The organism is Tsukamurella sp. II2bb, assembly GCF_057815145.1.
Window position 1 is genome coordinate 424318 of sequence record NZ_JBYPZI010000003.1, and the last position, 17488, is coordinate 441805.

At 71.3% G+C, this 17488-nt stretch carries 17 protein-coding genes; 16 read left to right on the top strand and 1 reads right to left on the bottom strand.

Annotation, left to right across the window (positions count from 1 at the left end):
* Nucleotides 1–5: 5 nt before the first annotated feature.
* Genes AC21LY_RS10485 through nusB form a run of 3 tightly spaced genes read left to right on the top strand, consistent with a single transcriptional unit; the run spans nt 6 to nt 2192 of the window.
* On the top strand, nt 6–1103 hold the full coding sequence (locus AC21LY_RS10485; protein ID WP_489046399.1) for a M24 family metallopeptidase: 1098 nt from the start codon (nt 6–8) through the stop codon (nt 1101–1103).
* A 15-nt stretch (nt 1104–1118) separates the two neighbouring features.
* Nucleotides 1119–1682 (top strand): elongation factor P, encoded by a 564-nt coding sequence (gene efp, locus AC21LY_RS10490; protein WP_489046400.1) that lies wholly within the window; start codon nt 1119–1121, stop codon nt 1680–1682.
* A complete protein-coding gene (gene nusB, locus AC21LY_RS10495; RefSeq protein WP_489046401.1) occupies nt 1683–2192 on the top strand; it encodes a transcription antitermination factor NusB in 510 nt (169 codons plus the stop codon).
* 28 nt (nt 2193–2220) lie between these two features.
* On the opposite strand, the gene AC21LY_RS10500 is transcribed toward nusB, so the two are convergent.
* Entirely contained in the window at nt 2221–4218 is a 1998-nt protein-coding gene (locus AC21LY_RS10500) for an FAD-dependent oxidoreductase (protein ID WP_489046402.1), read from the bottom strand.
* Nucleotides 4219–4288: 70 nt separating this feature from the next.
* Here AC21LY_RS10500 and pyrR point away from each other — a divergent pair, with 70 nt between their 5' ends.
* From pyrR to coaBC, 13 genes are all read left to right on the top strand, one after another.
* Nucleotides 4289–4870, top strand: coding sequence for a bifunctional pyr operon transcriptional regulator/uracil phosphoribosyltransferase PyrR (pyrR, locus tag AC21LY_RS10505; RefSeq protein ID WP_489046403.1), 582 nt, complete (start codon nt 4289–4291; stop codon nt 4868–4870).
* Complete coding sequence (locus AC21LY_RS10510; protein ID WP_489046404.1) at nt 4867–5820, top strand: aspartate carbamoyltransferase catalytic subunit; 954 nt, start codon at nt 4867–4869, stop codon at nt 5818–5820. The genes pyrR and AC21LY_RS10510 overlap by 4 nt, the downstream gene beginning before the upstream one ends.
* A complete protein-coding gene (locus AC21LY_RS10515) occupies nt 5821–7137 on the top strand; it encodes a dihydroorotase (protein WP_489046405.1) in 1317 nt (438 codons plus the stop codon).
* Nucleotides 7134–7625 carry a PH-like domain-containing protein gene (locus AC21LY_RS10520; RefSeq protein ID WP_489046406.1) on the top strand — a complete coding sequence of 164 codons (492 nt, stop codon included), beginning with the start codon at nt 7134–7136 and terminating at the stop codon, nt 7623–7625. Before AC21LY_RS10515 ends, AC21LY_RS10520 begins: the two co-directional genes overlap by 4 nt.
* A gap of 2 nt (nt 7626–7627) precedes the next feature.
* Nucleotides 7628–8752, top strand: coding sequence for a glutamine-hydrolyzing carbamoyl-phosphate synthase small subunit (gene carA, locus AC21LY_RS10525; protein ID WP_489046407.1), 1125 nt, complete (start codon nt 7628–7630; stop codon nt 8750–8752).
* Nucleotides 8752–12081, top strand: coding sequence for a carbamoyl-phosphate synthase large subunit (carB, locus tag AC21LY_RS10530; protein WP_489046408.1), 3330 nt, complete (start codon nt 8752–8754; stop codon nt 12079–12081). Before carA ends, carB begins: the two co-directional genes overlap by 1 nt.
* Complete coding sequence (gene pyrF / locus AC21LY_RS10535) at nt 12078–12872, top strand: orotidine-5'-phosphate decarboxylase (protein ID WP_489046409.1); 795 nt, start codon at nt 12078–12080, stop codon at nt 12870–12872. The genes carB and pyrF overlap by 4 nt, the downstream gene beginning before the upstream one ends.
* Before the next feature lie 24 nt (nt 12873–12896).
* Nucleotides 12897–13379, top strand: coding sequence for a cation:proton antiporter regulatory subunit (locus AC21LY_RS10540; protein ID WP_489046410.1), 483 nt, complete (start codon nt 12897–12899; stop codon nt 13377–13379).
* Nucleotides 13376–14590 (top strand): cation:proton antiporter, encoded by a 1215-nt coding sequence (locus AC21LY_RS10545; protein ID WP_489046411.1) that lies wholly within the window; start codon nt 13376–13378, stop codon nt 14588–14590. Before AC21LY_RS10540 ends, AC21LY_RS10545 begins: the two co-directional genes overlap by 4 nt.
* Before the next feature lie 357 nt (nt 14591–14947).
* Complete coding sequence (gene mihF / locus AC21LY_RS10550; protein WP_068520860.1) at nt 14948–15262, top strand: integration host factor, actinobacterial type; 315 nt, start codon at nt 14948–14950, stop codon at nt 15260–15262.
* Nucleotides 15263–15268: 6 nt separating this feature from the next.
* A complete protein-coding gene (gmk, locus tag AC21LY_RS10555) occupies nt 15269–15865 on the top strand; it encodes a guanylate kinase (RefSeq protein WP_489046412.1) in 597 nt (198 codons plus the stop codon).
* A gap of 69 nt (nt 15866–15934) precedes the next feature.
* Nucleotides 15935–16207 (top strand): DNA-directed RNA polymerase subunit omega, encoded by a 273-nt coding sequence (gene rpoZ / locus AC21LY_RS10560; protein WP_489046413.1) that lies wholly within the window; start codon nt 15935–15937, stop codon nt 16205–16207.
* Between the two features lie 11 nt (nt 16208–16218).
* The gene (gene coaBC, locus AC21LY_RS10565; protein WP_489046415.1) at nt 16219–17457 is read left to right on the top strand and encodes a bifunctional phosphopantothenoylcysteine decarboxylase/phosphopantothenate--cysteine ligase CoaBC; all 1239 of its coding nucleotides are present in this window, start codon (nt 16219–16221) and stop codon (nt 17455–17457) included.
* Nucleotides 17458–17488 lie beyond the last annotated feature (31 nt).

Below are 17488 nucleotides of genomic sequence, written 5' to 3' on the forward strand. Positions count from 1 at the left end.
CGGGCATGCCGCACACCCACGACCACGCCCGCCGGCGGGACGCGCTCCGCGCCGCGCTGAGCCGCCACGAGCCCGCCGTCGAAGCCCTGCTCGTGACCGACCTCGACAACGTGCGCTACCTCGCCGGGTTCACCGGCTCCAACGGCGCGCTGCTGGTCACCGCCGACGGCGAGGGGGACGCGATCGCGACCGACGGTCGCTACCTCACCCAGGTCCGGGAGCAGTCGGGCGATCTGCGCGCGGTCATCGAGCGTGACGTCGCGAAGGCGCTCCTCGACCAGGCCGGCCGGGAGGGGTACGGCACCGTCGGCTTCGAATCAGCGGCGCTGAGCTACGCCGATCACGCCCGGCTCACCACCGATGGGCCCGTTCGGCTGGTCCCGACCGCCAGGCTCGTGGAGGCCCTCCGCGAGGTCAAGGACGACGGCGAGATCGAGCTCATCCGCCGGGCCTGTGCGATCAGCGACGAGGCGCTCGCCGCGCTCGTGGCGGAGGGTGCGGTCCGCCCCGGCGCGTCGGAGCGACAGGTCGCGCGGCGGCTCGAGAACCTGATGTACGACCTCGGTGCCGAGGCCGTCGCCTTCGAGACCATCGTGGCCGCCGGGCCGAACTCGGCGATCCCGCACCACCGCCCCACCGACGCGGTGCTCGCCCCCGGCGACTTCGTCAAGATCGACTTCGGCGCCCGCTTCGGTGGCTATCACGCCGATGAGACCCGCACCTTCGTCCTGGGTGAGCCGGCCGCCTGGCAGCGCGAGATCTACGACCTGGTCCGGGCCGCGCAGGCCGCCGGGCGGGAGGCACTCGTCCCCGGGCGGGAGGTCCGCGCGATCGACGGTGCGGCCCGCTCGGTGATCGAGGCCGCCGGCTACGGCGAGCGGTTCCTGCACGGGCTCGGTCACGGCGTCGGTGTGCAGATCCACGAAGCCCCGACGCTGGGCAAACTCGGCAGCGGTACACTGTCCGACGGTGCTGTGGTCACCGTGGAGCCGGGTGTGTACCTCCCGGGTCGTGGTGGAGTCCGCATCGAGGACACCCTCGTGGTCCGTGCGGACGGGCCGGAACTGTTGACGCGCACCACCAAAGACTTGATCGCACTCTAGGAGAATCGACACACCGTGGCATCGACTGCTGATTTCAAGAACGGCCTGGTCCTCAACCAGGAGGGCCAGCTGTGGCAGATCATCGAGTTCCAGCACGTGAAGCCGGGCAAGGGCCCCGCCTTCGTGCGCACGAAGCTCAAGAACATCGTCTCCGGCAAGACGGTCGACAAGACCTTCAACGCCGGCGTCAAGGTCGAGGTCGCCACCGTGGACCGCCGCGACTTCAGCTACCTGTACCACGACGGCTCCGACTACGTCTTCATGGACGGCGAGACCTACGACCAGATCAACCTGGACGAGGCCAAGGTCGGCGACGGCGCGAAGTTCCTGCTCGAGAACATGCAGGTCCAGGTCTCGATGCACGAGGGCGAGGCGCTCTTCGTCGAGCTCCCCATCTCGGCCGAGTACGTGGTGCAGCACACCGACCCGGGCCTGCAGGGCGACCGCTCCACCGGCGGCACCAAGCCCGCCACCCTGGAGACCGGTGCCGAGATCAACGTCCCGCTGTTCATCAACACGGGCGACAAGCTCAAGGTCGACACCCGTGACGGCAGCTACCTGGGGCGCGTGAACTCCTAAGTGCCCGAGCAGTCTCACACCCCCCGTTCCACCAAGGGGCCCAAGAAGTCGGGCGCCCGGCACCGGGCCCGCAAGCGCGCCGTCGACCTGCTGTTCGAGGCGGAGGCGCGCGGCGTCACCGACCTAGACGGCCTGCTCGACGAGCGTCGGCGGCTGGCCGCCGACGACGCCTCGGTCGCGCCCGTCTCCGAGTACACCGCCACGCTGGTCACCGGCGTGGGGCTGGACGGCGAGCAGATCGATTCCGTGATCTCCTCGCACCTGACCGGCTGGACGCTCACGCGGCTTCCTGCGGTCGACCGCGCCATCATGCGCATCGCGGTCTGGGAGCTGTTCAACGCCGCAGACGTGCCCCCGGCCGTCGTGGTCGACGAGGCGGTCGAGCTCGCCAAGGAGCTCTCCACCGACGAATCGCCGACCTACCTCAACGGCGTCCTCGGCAAGGTCGCGACCCTCGCCCCGCAGGTGCGGGCCGCGGCGGCCGCGCAGCCCGCCGAGCGCCCGGAGTAGAGCCGGTCCCGCAGGCGCGGGCGACGGCTCAGCCCTTCACGCGCGCGGCGAGTGCGCGGGCGTTGCGGAGCGCGAGGGCCTGCACCACGCCAATCGGGTGCACGCCGCTCGCGGTCGGCAGCATCGACGCGTCCGCGATCACCACGTTCGGCACGTCCCAGAGCGCACCCTCCGGGTCCGCCGCCCCGCGCCGCTCCGAGGACGCCATCCGCGCCGTGCTCATCGGGTCGTGGGCGCCCAGCGCGATCTCGCCGATGCCGTATCCGGCGGCGTGCGAGCGCTCGAGGAACTGTTCGACGGCCCGGTCCCCGGGCACGTGATCGCCGCCGCGCTGCTGTCCGGTGAAGATCCGGCGCGCGCCGGCCGCCTCCAGAATCCGCACCGCGGTGTCCACCCCCGTGCGCAGGTGCACCCGGTCGGCCTCCGCCAGGTCGTACCGCACCGAGGGCTCGCCCGAGGCGTCCATCACGACCTCGCCCGCGCCGCGGTCGCGCAGCACGGCGCGCACGATCGATAGGTGCGGCAGCTGCCGCATCACGTTCAGGTGCTCGACGGGGTTGCGCCACGGGACGAAGCTCGACGCCAGCGCCGGCGTGAGCGGGGCCGTCTCGTAGCGCACGCCGAACCCCCTGCCGTCGAGGTCCGCATGGGCCTCGCACAGCCGGGTCGTCGGCGCGCCCTCCCACGGGGCGACGGAGTCGGCGAACAGGCCGACCGCGGTCGCCGTGGGGTGCAGGTGCAGGTGCTTGCCCACGTGCGGTCCGCCGATCCCCGAGCGGGCGAGCAGCGCGGGGGTCTGGAAGCCACCCGCCGCGACCACCACGGCGCTGCAGCGCACCGTCAGCCACGAGCCGCCCGACGTACGCGCGACGACGGTACGGGCGCGGCCGGCCTGCGTCTCGATCGAGCGCGCCTGCGCGCCGGTCACGATCCGCGCGCCCTTCTTCTGGGCGTCCCGCAGCCAGGTGCGGCTGGCGTCCTGCCTCGCGGCCACCCGGCTGGACGGGCCCCAGCGCCCCTCGGCCTCCCCGTCGTCCGCCAGGCCGATGGGGTGCACGGGCAGGTCCAGCGCGAGGCAGCCCTTCTCGAGGATGAGGTCGCGCGTCGACGGGACGCCGGCGCCGTCGGAGACGCCCGAGCGCTGCCACACCTCGGCGAGCGCGGCGTCCAGGCCGGGCCCGGTCTCGATGCCGCGAGTCGCCCAGTCCGCGCGCACCTCCTCCGGCGGGAGGTAGTAGCCGCCGTGCGAGATCGCGGTCCCGCCGCCGAGACAGCGGGCCGTCAGCAGGTAGGACTGCGCGTTCTCGGTCCAGAACGGGCCCGGCGCGTACAACTGCTCCAGGTTGTCGAGATCGGAATCGCCCACCTCCGTGGGGGAGACGTAGTCGCCGCGTTCGAGGACCAGTACGTCCAGGCCCGCCTCGGCCAGTGCCGCCGCGGCCACCGCGCCGCCCGCACCCGAGCCGACCACGACGACGTCGCACGCCGTGGAGGCGTCGATCTCGTAGCGCGCGGGGGTGAGCGGGCGCTGCGCCCGCAGGGCGCGGGCGCGGGGGCGGCGGAGCGGGGCCTGCCGCGGGTAGCCGATCGCGGCCATCAGCTCCGCTCCCGGCCCGTGCAGGCCGTCGGCGCCGCCGGCGGCGTAGTAGGAGAGCAGCGCGATGTTGCGCAGGCGCTTGAAGAGCATCCGCTTCTGGACGAACCGCGAGCGCGAGAGATCGATCAGGACGCGCTCACGTTCGGCGATCGGGAGATCGGCGAACCGCTGACCGCGGGTGCCCAGCACAGTGGTGCAGAACACCCTGTTGTCGAAGAGTGACAGGGACTGCGCCAGAGAGACCCCGTCGCTGTCGCGCGGGCTGCGGTCGGCATAGGAAACCGCCAGGTCACCGGCCCGCAGATCACTCGCCGAGGGGATCGCCACACCGTCTCCCGGGGCGAAGGCGTCGACGATGGCGGACAGCGTGGTGCGTTGCCTGGTCGACAATTCCATGACCTGAACGTACTGGTATGCTTCGTGTCGCATCAAGGCATCCTTTTCAGTCCGTCCAGCGAGGCGGAGCGAGCCGTCCGGAGAGGCGGAGAAGGAGGTCCTCATGGCTCGGGAACTCATGTCCGCGGCCGATGTCACCCGCACGGTGGCACGGATCGCGCATCAGATCATCGAGAAGACGGCCCTGGACGCCGGCGGCGATCCGCCCCGCGTCGTCATGTTCGGCATTCCCACTCGCGGAGCGGTTCTCGCTGCCCGGCTGGCGGCCGATATCGAGGAGTTCTCCGGCGTGGCGGTGCCCGTCGGTCACCTCGACATCACGCTCTACCGCGACGATCTGCGGCACAAGCCCCATCGCCCGCTCGAACGGACCACGGTGCCGCCGCAGGGCGTCGACGGTGCCCTCGTCATCCTGGTCGACGACGTCCTGTACTCGGGCCGGACGGTGCGCGCCGCGCTCGACTCGCTCCGTGACATCGGGCGGCCGGCCGCGGTGCAGCTCGCGGTCCTCGTGGACCGCGGTCACCGGCAGCTGCCGATCCGCGCCGACTACGTCGGCAAGAACATCCCCACGTCCCGCCAGGAGGACGTCCACGTCCGGCTGCAGGAGAAGGACGGAGAGGACTCCGTGGTGATCTCCGAGCTGCCGGCCTCCGAGTCGAGCGCGTCGGGGGGCGATCAGTGACCAGGCACCTGCTCTCGGCGGCGGATCTGAGCCGCGCGGAGGCCGAGGAGATCCTCGACGAGGCGGACCGGTTGCAGCAGGCGCTGCTCGGCCGCGAGGTCAAGAAGCTGCCCACCCTGCGCGGCCGCACCGTGATGACGGTCTTCTACGAGAATTCGACCCGCACGCGCGTCTCCTTCGAGGTGGCGGGCAAGTGGATGAGCGCCGACGTGATCAACGTCTCCGCCTCCGGCAGCTCCGTCGCGAAGGGGGAGTCGCTGCGCGACACCGCGCTGACGCTGCACGCGGCGGGCGCCGACGCGCTGATCGTGCGCCACCCGGCTTCCGGTGCGGCGCAGCAGATCGCGGCGTGGACGAACTCCGCCGCGGCGCTCGGCGGCCTGCCGGGCCCCGTCGTGATCAACGCTGGCGACGGCATGCACGAGCATCCGACGCAGGCCCTGCTCGACGCGCTGACGCTGCGGCAGCGCCTCGGCGGCATCGAGGGCCGCCGGGTGGTGATCGTCGGCGACGTGCTGCACAGCCGGGTGGCGCGCTCGAACGCCCTGCTGCTGTCCACACTCGGCGCCGAGGTGGTGCTGGTGGCGCCCCGCACCTTGTTGCCGGTGGGCGTCGAGACCTGGCCGGTCACGGTCGCCGATTCGCTCGAGGCCGAGCTGCCCGGCGCCGACGCGGTGATGATGCTCCGCGTGCAGGCCGAGCGTATGAACGGCGGCTTCTTCCCGAGCGAGCGCGAGTACTCGGTGCGGTTCGGGCTCAACCCGCAGCGGGCGGCGCTCCTGCCCGAGCACGCCGTGGTGCTGCACCCGGGCCCGATGCTGCGCGGCATGGAGATCGGTTACTCCGTGGCGGATTCTGCGCAGGCCGCGATCCTGCAGCAGGTCAACAACGGTGTGCATGTGCGCATGGCCGTGCTCTTCCATCTGCTCGCGAAAGAAGGGGATACGTAAATGACCGGCCTGCTGCTCAAGAACGTCCGTCCCTACGGCGAGGGTGATCCGGTCGACGTCGCGATCGCCGGCGGCGAGATCGTGGGGATCGGGCCCGGCCTGGCGGCGCCGGAGGGCGCCGAGGTGATCGACGGTGGCGGCACGATCCTGCTGCCCGGCTTCGTCGACCTGCACACGCACCTGCGCGAGCCCGGCCGCGAGGACACGGAGACCATCGAATCCGGTTCCGCCGCTGCGGCGCTCGGCGGGTACACCGCCGTCTTCGCTATGGCGAACACCAGCCCGGTCGCCGACTCCGCGGTGATCACCGACCACGTCCACCGCCGCGGCCAGGAGGTGGGTCTCGTCGACGTGCACCCCGTCGGCGCCGTCACGGTGGGCCTGAAGGGCGAGAAGCTCGCCGAGATGGGCATGATGGCCGCCTCCAGCGGCCGGGTGCGGGTCTTCTCCGACGACGGCGTGTGCGTCTCCGATCCGCTCCTCATGCGGCGCGCGCTGGAGTACTCCGCGTCGCTCGGTGTGGTCATCGCGCAGCATGCCGAGGAGCCGCGGCTGACGCAGGGCGCCGTGGCGCACGAGGGGCCGGAGGCGGCGCGCCTCGGCCTCACCGGCTGGCCCCGCGCCGCCGAGGAGGCGATCGTCGCCCGCGATGCGCTGCTCGCCCGCGATGCCGGTGCGCGCGTGCACATCTGCCACGCCTCGACGGCGGGCACCGTCGAACTGCTGATCTGGGCCAAGGGGCAGGGCATCGACATCACCGCCGAGGTGACGCCGCACCACCTGCTGCTCGACGATTCGCGGCTGGCCACCTACGACGCGGTGAACCGGGTGAACCCGCCCCTGCGCGAGGCGTCGGATGTGGCGGCGCTGCGGAAGGCGCTGCGGGACGGGGTGATCGACTGCGTCGCCACCGACCACGCGCCGCACGCCGATCAGGACAAGTGCTGCGAGTTCGCCGCCGCCCGCCCCGGGATGCTAGGCCTGGAGACCGCGCTGGCGATCGTCGCGCAGGTCTGCGTGGAGACCGGCGATCTGAGCTGGCGCGATGTGGCGCGGGTGATGAGCGAGAAGCCCGCGCGGATCGCGCGCCTGGACGACCAGGGCCGGCCGATCGCGGTGGGTGAGCCCGCGAACCTGACGCTGGTCGACCCCGACCTGGGCTGGACGGTGCGCGCGGACGAACTCGCGAGCCGCTCGCGCAACACCCCGTTCGCCGAGCTGGACTTCCGTGCCAAGCCGGTGCTGACGCTGCTGCGCGGCCGGATCACCGCCCGCGACGGCGCCGCCTCCGCGCCGGGATCCGGGGAGCGGGCGTGAGCGTCAGCGATCTCGCGACGCTGGTGCTCGTGCTGGTGGTGCTCGCCGGCCTGTTCTCGTTGATGGCCGTGGGCTGGCGCCGCCGCGGGCAGCGTCAGGCCGCGGCCGTCGGCGAGATCCCCAGCACGCCGGTCAAGCTCAGCGAGCTGGTCTTCGGCCCGGTCTCCGGCGTGTACGTCGGCAGCACCGTGGCGCCGCACTGGCAGGACCGGGTCGCGGTGGGGGACTGGGGCTATCGGGCCACGGTGAACCTGAGCCGCTACGCGGACGGGTACCTGATGGAGCGCGGGCGCGGCAATCCGATGTGGATCGCCGACGAGCGCCTGGTCGAGGTGCGCCGGGCCTCCAAGCTGGCCGGCAAGGTGATGCCGGGCGACGGCCTGCTGGTGTTCCGCTGGGAGCTGCCGACGGGCACCGTCGTGGACACGGGCTTCCGCGCCGACGACAAGACGACGTATCGAAAACTGATGGACGTGAGGGAAAGTTAGAGATGGCTGCCGACAACAGAGCACTGCTGGTTCTCGAAGACGGAACGGTGCACCGCGGGGTCGAGTTCGGCGCCGTCGGACAGACCCTCGGCGAGGCCGTCTTCTGTACCGCGATGACCGGCTACCAGGAGACGCTCACCGACCCGTCGTACGCCCGCCAGATCGTGGTGGCCACCGCGCCCCAGATCGGTAACACGGGCTGGAACGACGAGGATGACGAGAGCAGGGGCGACAAGATCTGGGTCGCCGGGTACGCGGTGCGCAATCCCACTCGCCGCGTGAGCAACTGGCGCTCCAGCGGCACGCTCGAGGGCGAGCTGGTGGACCAGGAGGTCGTCGGCATCGCCGGCATCGACACCCGCGCGCTGGTGCGCCGCCTGCGGGATCACGGTTCCATGCGGGCCGGGATCTTCTCCGGCGATGCGCTCGCCTCCGAGGCCGAGCTCCTCGACCGGGTGCGCGCGCAGCCGTCGATGAAGGGGCAGAACCTGATCGGTGAGGTCTCGACCACCGAGTCCTACACGATCGAGCCGGAGGGTGACCCGCGGTTCACCGTCGTGGCCGTGGACCTCGGCATCAAGACCAACACCCCGCGCATGTTCGCCGAGCGCGGCATGCGGGTGCACGTCGTCCCGTCGACCATCACGCTGGACGAGGTGCGCTCGCTCAACCCGGACGGCTTCTTCCTCTCCAACGGCCCCGGCGATCCCGCCACCGCGGAGCACGAGGTGGAGCTCACCCGCGGCGTCCTCGACGCCGGCCTGCCGCTGTTCGGCATCTGCCTCGGCAACCAGCTGCTGGGCCGCGCCTTCGGCCTGCAGACGTACAAGATGAAGTTCGGCCACCGCGGCATCAACATCCCGGTCGTGGAGCACAGCACCGGCCGGATCTCGATCACCGCGCAGAACCACGGCTTCGCCCTTGAGGGCGAGCGCGGCGCCGAGTTCGACACCCCGTTCGGCCGCGGCCGCGTCAGCCACGTGTGCGCCAACGACGGCACCGTCGAGGGCGTCGAGCTGCTGGACGGCCGCGCCTTCTCGGTCCAGTACCACCCGGAGGCCGCGGCGGGTCCGCACGACGCCGCCTACCTCTTCGACAAGTTCGCGACTGTTATGGGAGACAAGTAATGCCACGGCGCACCGACATCCAGCACGTCCTGGTGATCGGCTCCGGGCCGATCGTGATCGGCCAGGCCTGCGAGTTCGACTACTCCGGCACCCAGGCCTGCCGCGTGCTCCGCGCCGAGGGCCTGCGCGTCTCGCTGGTGAACTCGAACCCGGCCACGATCATGACCGATCCCGAGTTCGCGGATGCCACGTACATCGAGCCCATCACGCCCGAGTACATCGAGAAGGTCATCGTCGCCGAGCGCGACAAGGGCTTCCCGATCGACGCGGTGCTGGCCACCCTCGGCGGGCAGACGGCGCTCAACGCCGCGGTGGGCCTGCACGAGCAGGGCATCCTCGACAAGTACGGCATCAGCCTGATCGGTGCCGACTTCGACGCCATCCAGCGCGGCGAGGACCGGCAGATGTTCAAGGACATCGTCGCCAAGATCGGCGGCGAATCCGCCCGCTCCAAGGTGTGTTTCACCCTCGACGAGTGCAAGGAGACGGTCGCCGACCTCGGCTACCCCGTCGTCGTCCGCCCGTCGTTCACCATGGGTGGCCTCGGCTCGGGCATGGCCTACGACGAGGCCGACCTGATCCGCATCGCCGGCGCCGGCCTCGCCGCCTCGCCGACGGCGAACGTGCTCATCGAGGAGTCGATCCTCGGCTGGAAGGAGTACGAGCTCGAACTCATGCGCGACGGCCGCGACAACGTGGTGGTCGTCTGCTCGATCGAGAACGTCGACCCCGTCGGCGTGCACACCGGCGACTCGGTCACCGTCGCTCCCGCCATGACGCTGACCGACCGCGAGTACCAGATCATGCGCGACCAGTCGATCGCCATCCTCCGCGAGGTGGGCGTCGACACCGGCGGCTGCAACATCCAGTTCGCGCAGAACCCGCGCGACGGCCGCCTGGTCACGATCGAGATGAACCCGCGCGTCTCCCGTTCGTCGGCCCTGGCGTCGAAGGCCACCGGCTTCCCGATCGCGAAGATCGCGGCGAAGCTCGCCGTGGGCTACACGCTCGACGAGATCCTCAACGACATCACCGGCGAGACCCCGGCGTGCTTCGAGCCGACCCTCGACTACGTAGTCGTCAAGGCTCCGCGGTTCGCCTTCGAGAAGTTCCCCGGCGCCGACGACACGCTCACCACCACGATGAAGTCGGTGGGCGAGGCGATGAGCCTGGGCCGCAGCTTCGCCGAGGCCTTCGGCAAGGTCATGCGTTCCCTCGAGACCAAGCGCCACGGGTTCTGGACGGGCGCGCCAGTCGAGGGGAGCCTCGACGAGCTGCTGCAGGAGATCAAGACCCCCAAGGACGGACGCTTCTACCTGATCGGCCGCGCCTTCGAGCTGGGCGCCACCGTCGAGCAGGTCTTCGACGCGACCGCGATCGACCCCTGGTTCCTCGAGGAGATCAAGGCCGTCATCGATCTCGGCGCGCAGGTCCGCGATGCGGATCTGACCCCGGATCTGGTGCGGCTGGCCAAGACCCACGGCTTCTCGGACCTGCAGATCGCCGACCTGCGCGGCGTCACCGAGGACGAGGTCCGGGCCTACCGGCACGAGCACGGCATCCGCCCGGTCTACAAGACCGTCGACACCTGCGCCGCCGAGTTCGAGGCGAAGACGCCGTACCACTACAGCAGCTACGAGCTCGACCCGTCGGCCACGAGCGAGGTGGCCCCGCAGACGGAGCGGCCCAAGGTCCTCATCCTCGGCTCGGGCCCGAACCGCATCGGTCAGGGCATCGAGTTCGACTACTCGTGCGTCCACGCCGCGCTCACCCTGAGCGAGGCCGGCTACGAGACGGTGATGATCAACTGCAACCCGGAGACCGTCTCCACCGACTACGACACCGCCGACCGGCTCTACTTCGAGCCGCTGACCTTCGAGGACGTCCTCGAGGTGTACCACTCGGAGCAGCTCTCCGGAGAGGGCGGCCCGGGCGTCGTCGGCGTCATCGTGCAACTCGGCGGCCAGACGCCGCTGGGCCTCGCGGCGCGCCTCAAGGCCGCCGGCCTGCCGATCGTCGGCACCTCGCCCGAGGCCATCGACCTCGCCGAGGACCGCGGAGAGTTCGGGCGCGTGCTCACCGAGGCGGGCCTGCCGGCGCCGAAGTTCGGTACCGCCACCACCGCCGACGGTGCTCGGGACGTCGCGGCCGGCATCGGGTACCCGGTGCTGGTGCGCCCCTCCTACGTGCTCGGCGGCCGCGGCATGGAGATCGTCTACGACGAGAAGGCGCTGCTGGACTACATCTCCCGCGCCACGGAGCTCGCCCCCGACCGCCCGGTCCTCGTCGACCGGTTCCTCGAGGACGCCGTGGAGATCGACGTGGACGCCCTGTGCGACGCGACCGGCGAGGTCTTCATCGGCGGCATCATGGAGCACATCGAGGAGGCCGGTATCCACTCCGGCGACTCGGCCTGTTCGCTGCCGCCCACCACGCTGGGCCGCGCCGACATCGATGCCGTGCGCACCGCGACCGAGGCGCTCGCCCGCGGCATCGGCGTGCACGGCCTGATGAACGTGCAGTACGCGCTCAAGGACGACGTGCTCTACGTCCTCGAGGCCAATCCGCGCGCCTCGCGCACGGTGCCCTTCGTCTCGAAGGCCACCGCCGTGCAGCTCGCCAAGGCGTGCGCGCGGGTCATGCTGGGGCAGACCATCGCCGAGCTCCGCGAGCAGCAGATCCTCCCGGCGGAGGGCGACGGCTCGCTGATGCCGATCGACGCGCCGGTCTCGGTCAAGGAGGCGGTGCTGCCCTTCAACCGGTTCCGCCGCGCGGACGGCACCGGCGTCGACTCGCTGCTCTCGCCGGAGATGAAGTCCACGGGCGAGGTGATGGGCGTGGACCGGGACTTCGGCACCGCCTTCGCCAAGTCGCAGACCGCGATCAGCGGCTCGCTGCCGGCCACCGGCAAGGTCTTCGTCTCCGTCGCGAACAAGGACAAGCGCTCGCTGATCTTCCCGATCAAGCGGCTCGCCGACCTGGGCTTCACGATCCTCGCGACCGAGGGCACCGCGGACGTGCTGCGGCGCAACGGCGTCCAGGTCGAGACCGTGTTCAAGCACTCGGACGTCATCCCCGACGGCGAGCAGTCGATCGTCGACAAGATCAAGGCCGGCGAGGTGGGCCTGATCATCAACACCCCGTACGGCAACGCGGGACCCCGCGTCGACGGCTACGAGATCCGTACCGCCGCGGTCCAGGCCTCGGTGCCGTGCGTGACCACCGTGCAGGGCGCCTCGGCCGCGGTCCAGGGCATCGAGGCGGCGCTGCGCGGCGGCATCGGCGTCAAGAGCCTGCAGGACATGCACGCGGCGCTGGTGAACCGGTGACCTTCGCGGACCGCGTCGCCGGCGCCGTCGCGGCGCGCGGCCGGCTGGTGGTGGGCATCGACCCGCACCCGCCGCTGCTCGCCGCGTGGGGGCTGTCCGACGATGCCGCCGGCGTCCGCGAGTTCGGCCTGCGCTGCGCGGAGGCCTTCGCGGGCGAAGTCGGCTTCGTCAAGCCGCAGGTCGCCTTCTTCGAGCAGTTCGGCGCCGCCGGCCTGCTCGCCCTGGAGGAGGTGACCGCGGCCTGCCGGGAGGCGGGCACCGTCGTGATCGCCGACGCCAAGCGCGGCGACATCGGCTCCACCATGGCCGGCTACGCCCGCGCCTGGCTCGGCGATTCGCCGCTGGCCGCGGACGCGGTGACCCTCTCGCCGTACCTCGGTTACGGCTCGCTCGCGCCTGCGATCGACGCGGCCCGGGCCGCCGGGCGCGGCGTCTTCGTGCTCGCGCGCACCTCCAACCCCGAGGGCGCGCAGGTCCAGGCCGACGGTGTCGGTCAGCGCATCGTCGACGATGCCCGGGCCGACAACGCGGACGGGACCGGCACCGTCGGCCTCGTGGTGGGTGCCACCCGCGAGCACGGCCTGGACCTGGACGGCCTGCGCGGTCCGATCCTCGCGCCCGGCCTGGGCGCGCAGGGCGCCACCCCGGCCGATCTCGCCGCGATCGTCGGCCGCGATCAGACGGTGTTGCCGAACTCGTCGCGCCAGGTCCTGTCCGCGGGTCCCGACGTCGCCGCCCTGCGGTCCGCGGCGCTGTCCGTGCGGGATGACGTGGAGCGCGCTCTCGGCTGAGCCGCGAGGTCTATCCTCGGCGGGGTGAACGTGGATGTGACCCCGCTGCCCGGAATCGGCGTCCGGAAGGACTTCGAGATCACCACCGGCAGGCGGGTGGGTGTGGTGGCCCATCGGGACGGCACCGTCGACCTGATCCTGTCGGAACGGGACGATCCGGACGCGTGCGGCGCCCAGGTGCCGCTGTCCAACGAGGAGGCCGCGGTGCTGGCCAACCTCCTCGGGGCGCCGCAGCTGGTCAACCAGCTGCGCGACGAGCACCGGGAGCTCGAGGGCATCAACACCCGGCAGATGCCGATCCAGCCGCACTCGCCGTACGACGGGCGCACCCTGGGCGAGACGCAGATGCGCACGCGCACCAAGGTGTCGATCGTCGCGGTGATGCGGGCGGGCGAGGTGCAGCCCTCTCCGGGGCCCGAGTTCGTCTTCACCGCGGGTGACCTGCTCGTGGTGGTCGGCACCGCTCAGGGGCTCGACGGTGCCGCGCAGATCCTGACGAACGGGTGAACCTCCACGTCAGTGAGAGCACGCTCGCGCTCATCGAACTGGGGGCGATCTTCTTCGCCCTCGGTTTTCTCGGACGCGTGGCCACCCGGATCGGGATCTCCCCGATCCCGCTGTACCTGATCGGCGGCCTGGCCTTCGGCGCGGGCGGCGTGATCCCGCTGGGGCAGGCCACGGAGTTCAGCCACACGGCCGGGGAGATCGGCGTGGTCCTGCTCCTACTGATGCTGGGGCTCGAGTACACCGCCGCCGAGCTGGTGACGGGCCTGCGGCAGTCGTGGCTGGCCGGTGTGCTGGACATCGTGCTCAACGCCACGCCCGGCGTGATCGTCGCCCTGATCCTCGGCTGGGGCCCGACGGGGGCGCTGGTGCTGGCGGGCGTGACGTACATCTCCTCGTCCGGGATCGCGGCGAAGGTGCTCAGCGATCTGGGCCGGCTCGGCAACCGCGAGACGCCGGTGGTGCTATCGGTCCTGGTCTTCGAGGACCTCGCGATGGCGGTGTACCTGCCGATCCTCACGGCGATCCTGGCCGGGCTCGGCCTGGCCGGCGAGGTCGAGGCCGTCACCATCGCCATCGTGGTGGTCACGGTCGTCCTCGTCTCGGCCCTGCGGTACGGGCACCGCGTCTCCGCGATCGTCTACAGCGAGGACCGCGAGGTCTTCCTGCTCAAGCTGCTCGGCGCGGCGCTCCTGGTGGCGGGCATCGCCTCGGCGCTGCAGGTCTCGGCCGCGGTCGGGGCCTTCCTGCTGGGCATCGCCATCTCCGGGTCGATCGCGCACGAGGCGGTGCGCCTGCTCGAGCCGCTGCGGGATCTGTTCGCGGCCCTGTTCTTCGTGGTCTTCGGGTTGAACACCGACCCGCGGGCGATCCCCCCGGTGCTCGGGTGGGCGGTGCTGCTCGCGGTCGTCACCACCGCCACGAAGGTCGCGACGGGGTGGTGGGCGGCCAAGCGGGCCGGGATCAAGCGGATGGGCCGTGCGCGGGCGGGTGCGGCCCTCGTCGCCCGCGGTGAGTTCTCCATCGTGATCGCGGGGCTCGCGGTCGCGGCGGGCGCGGTGGACGGGCGGCTCGCGGCGCTGGCGACCACCTACGTGCTCATCATGGCGGTGGTCGGCCCGGTCGCCGCACGCATCGTCGAACCCGTGGTCCGGTACGTGGACCGGACGCCGCCCCCGGGTGCGGGGCGGCGCGCGCCGGTGACGACGGAGTAGCTCCGGTCCGGTCCCGGCGTCGTCGCCGTCCCGGGGGGCGTCTGCGGGCGCTCGACACGCGCGACGAGGGGAGATGACTTCCGGACATCTTCCCAGGTCACACCAGTTACACGTGTCACATCGCGCGGAGTGCGGGTCGGTGTGGCCGTGGAGTCAGGAACCGTTGTGCGGCACCGTGGTTCGACGGTTTCGTGGCTGGCGCCGGGGGTGCGGCCCGGACCGGGGTGCGCAGGGGATACAGCACCGCCAATCCGCAGGTGAGAGGGGGGTGGGGTTCCCATCCCGGGCGAAACGTGGGTACCGTCGCAGGAGTCGCAAGTACGCGGCAAAGACCAGTACATCGAAGACGGAGGAATCGTGGCCCTTCCCCAGTTGACCGACGAGCAGCGCGCCGCTGCTCTGGAGAAGGCAGCTGCCGCTCGCCGCGCACGCGCCGAGCTGAAGAACCGACTGAAGAGCGGCGGCACCACCCTGCAGCAGGTGCTCAAGGACGCCGAGACCGACGAGGTCCTCGGCAAGATGAAGGTCTCGGCCCTGCTCGAGGCCCTGCCCAAGGTGGGCAAGGTCAAGGCTCAGGAGCTCATGACCGAGCTGGAGATCGCCCCCACCCGCCGCGTGCGCGGTCTGGGCGACCGGCAGCGCAAGGCGCTGCTCGAGAAGTTCTCCGCCTGACACACAGTGTCCGGAGAAGTTCCCGCGGGCCGGAGGGGCCGACTGGTAGTACTGGTCGGCCCCTCCGCCGTCGGTAAGTCGTCAGTGGTCGGCAGGCTCCGCTCGGAGGTGCCCGACCTGTTCTTCTCGGTCTCCGCCACCACGCGCGATCCGCGTCCGGGTGAGGTGGACGGCCGGGACTACCACTTCGTCGGCGAGCGCGGATTCGACCGCCTCATCGCCGACGGTGACCTGCTCGAATGGGCGGAGATCCACGGGGGGCTGCAGCGCTCGGGCACGCCCGCCGGGCCGGTCTACGAGGCGCTCGAGGCCGGCCGTCCCGTTCTGGTCGAGGTCGATCTCGCGGGCGCGGCCAGCGTCAAGAAGGCGCTGCCGGAGGCGGTGACCGTCTTCCTCAGCCCGCCGAGCTGGGAGGAGCTGGAGCGAAGGCTCCGGGGCCGCGGCACCGAGAGCCCCGAGAAGATCGAGCGCCGGCTCGAGACGGCGCGGGCCGAAATGGCCACCCGCGACGACTACGACGCGGTCGTCGTCAACGACGACTTGGACCGCGCCGTGCGTGACTTGGTATCCTTGCTGGTCGGCGCCGGCGACCCGACGCAGTAGCCCCGCCGCCCCTCGGGCGTAGACTGGGTGGACCAGCGACAATAGTGAAGTTCGTAACGTAGGAGAAGCGTGAGCACCACCACTGAGACCGTGTACGACCAGCCGCTCGGCATCACCAACCCGCCGATCGACGAGCTGCTCGAGCGCACCTCCTCGAAGTACGCCCTGGTGATCTACGCGGCCAAGCGCGCGCGCCAGATCAACGACTACTACAACAGCCTGTCCGACGGAATCCTCGAGTACGTCGGCCCGCTCGTCGAGCCGGGTCTGCACGAGAAGCCGCTGTCGATCGCGTTGCGCGAGATCCACGAGGATCTCCTGGAGCACACCGAGGGCGAGTGAGCTGATCGCCCATGATCATCGTCGGGGTAGGCGGCGGGATCGCCGCCTATAAGGCGTGCGCCCTGATCAGGCACTTCACCGAGCGCGGGCACGAGGTGCGGGTGATCCCCACCGAGTCCGCGCTGAAGTTCGTCGGTGCCGCCACTTTCGAGGCGCTGTCCGGCAACCCCGTGCAGACGTCGGTCTTCGAGTCGATTCCCGAGGTTCCGCACGTGCGCCTCGGGCAGAACGCGGACCTGGTCGTGATCGCACCGGCCACCGCGGACCTGATGGCGCGCGCCGCCCAGGGGCGCGCCGACGACCTCCTCACCGGCACGCTCCTCACCGCCCGCTGCCCGGTGGTCTTCGCCCCGGCGATGCACACCGAGATGTGGGAGCACCCCGCGACGCGCGCCAATGTCGCGACGCTGCGCGAGCGGGGCGCCGTCGTCATCGAACCGGCGTCCGGCCGCCTCACCGGCAAGGACACGGGCGCGGGCCGGCTGCCCGAGCCGGACGAGATCGGCGCGCTCGCCGACGTCCTGCTCGAACATCCCGGGGCGTTGAACCGCGACCTCGAGGGCCGCAGAGTCGTCGTCTCCGCGGGCGGCACCAAGGAGGCGCTGGACCCGGTCCGGTATCTCACCAACCGCAGCTCCGGGAAGCAGGGCTACGCGCTGGCCCGGCTCGCGGCGCAGCGCGGGGCCCGGGTCACCCTCGTGGCCGGGAACACGGTCGGCCTCGCCGACCCGTCGGCGGTCGAGGTCGTGCGCATCAGCTCCGCGCTGGACCTGCAGGCCGCGATGACGAAGTACGCGGCCGACGCGGACCTCGTCATCATGGCCGCCGCGGTCGCCGACTACCGGCCGGCCGAGGTCGCCGCGACCAAGCTCAAGAAGGGCGCCGACGGGACGAGCGGGGCGCTCGAATCGATCACGATGATCGAAAACCCCGACGTGCTCGCCGGCCTCGTCGCCGCCCGACGGGAGGGCGCGCTCCGGCCCGAGACCGTCATCGTCGGCTTCGCCGCCGAGACCGGGGACGCGAGCGGCACCGTGCTCGACTACGGCCGCGCCAAGCTGCGTCGCAAGGGATGCGACCTCCTGGTTCTCAACGCCGTCGGCGACGGCAGGGCCTTCGAGGTCGACGACAACTCGGGCTGGCTGCTCGGAGCGGACGGTGGCGAGACGGCCCTGCCGCTCGGCTCGAAATCCGCCATGGCCGCGCGCATACTGGATGCCGCCGCCGCTCGGGTGCACTCCGCCCGATAGTTTTTGTCATTTGCACGCATATCGAGAGGAC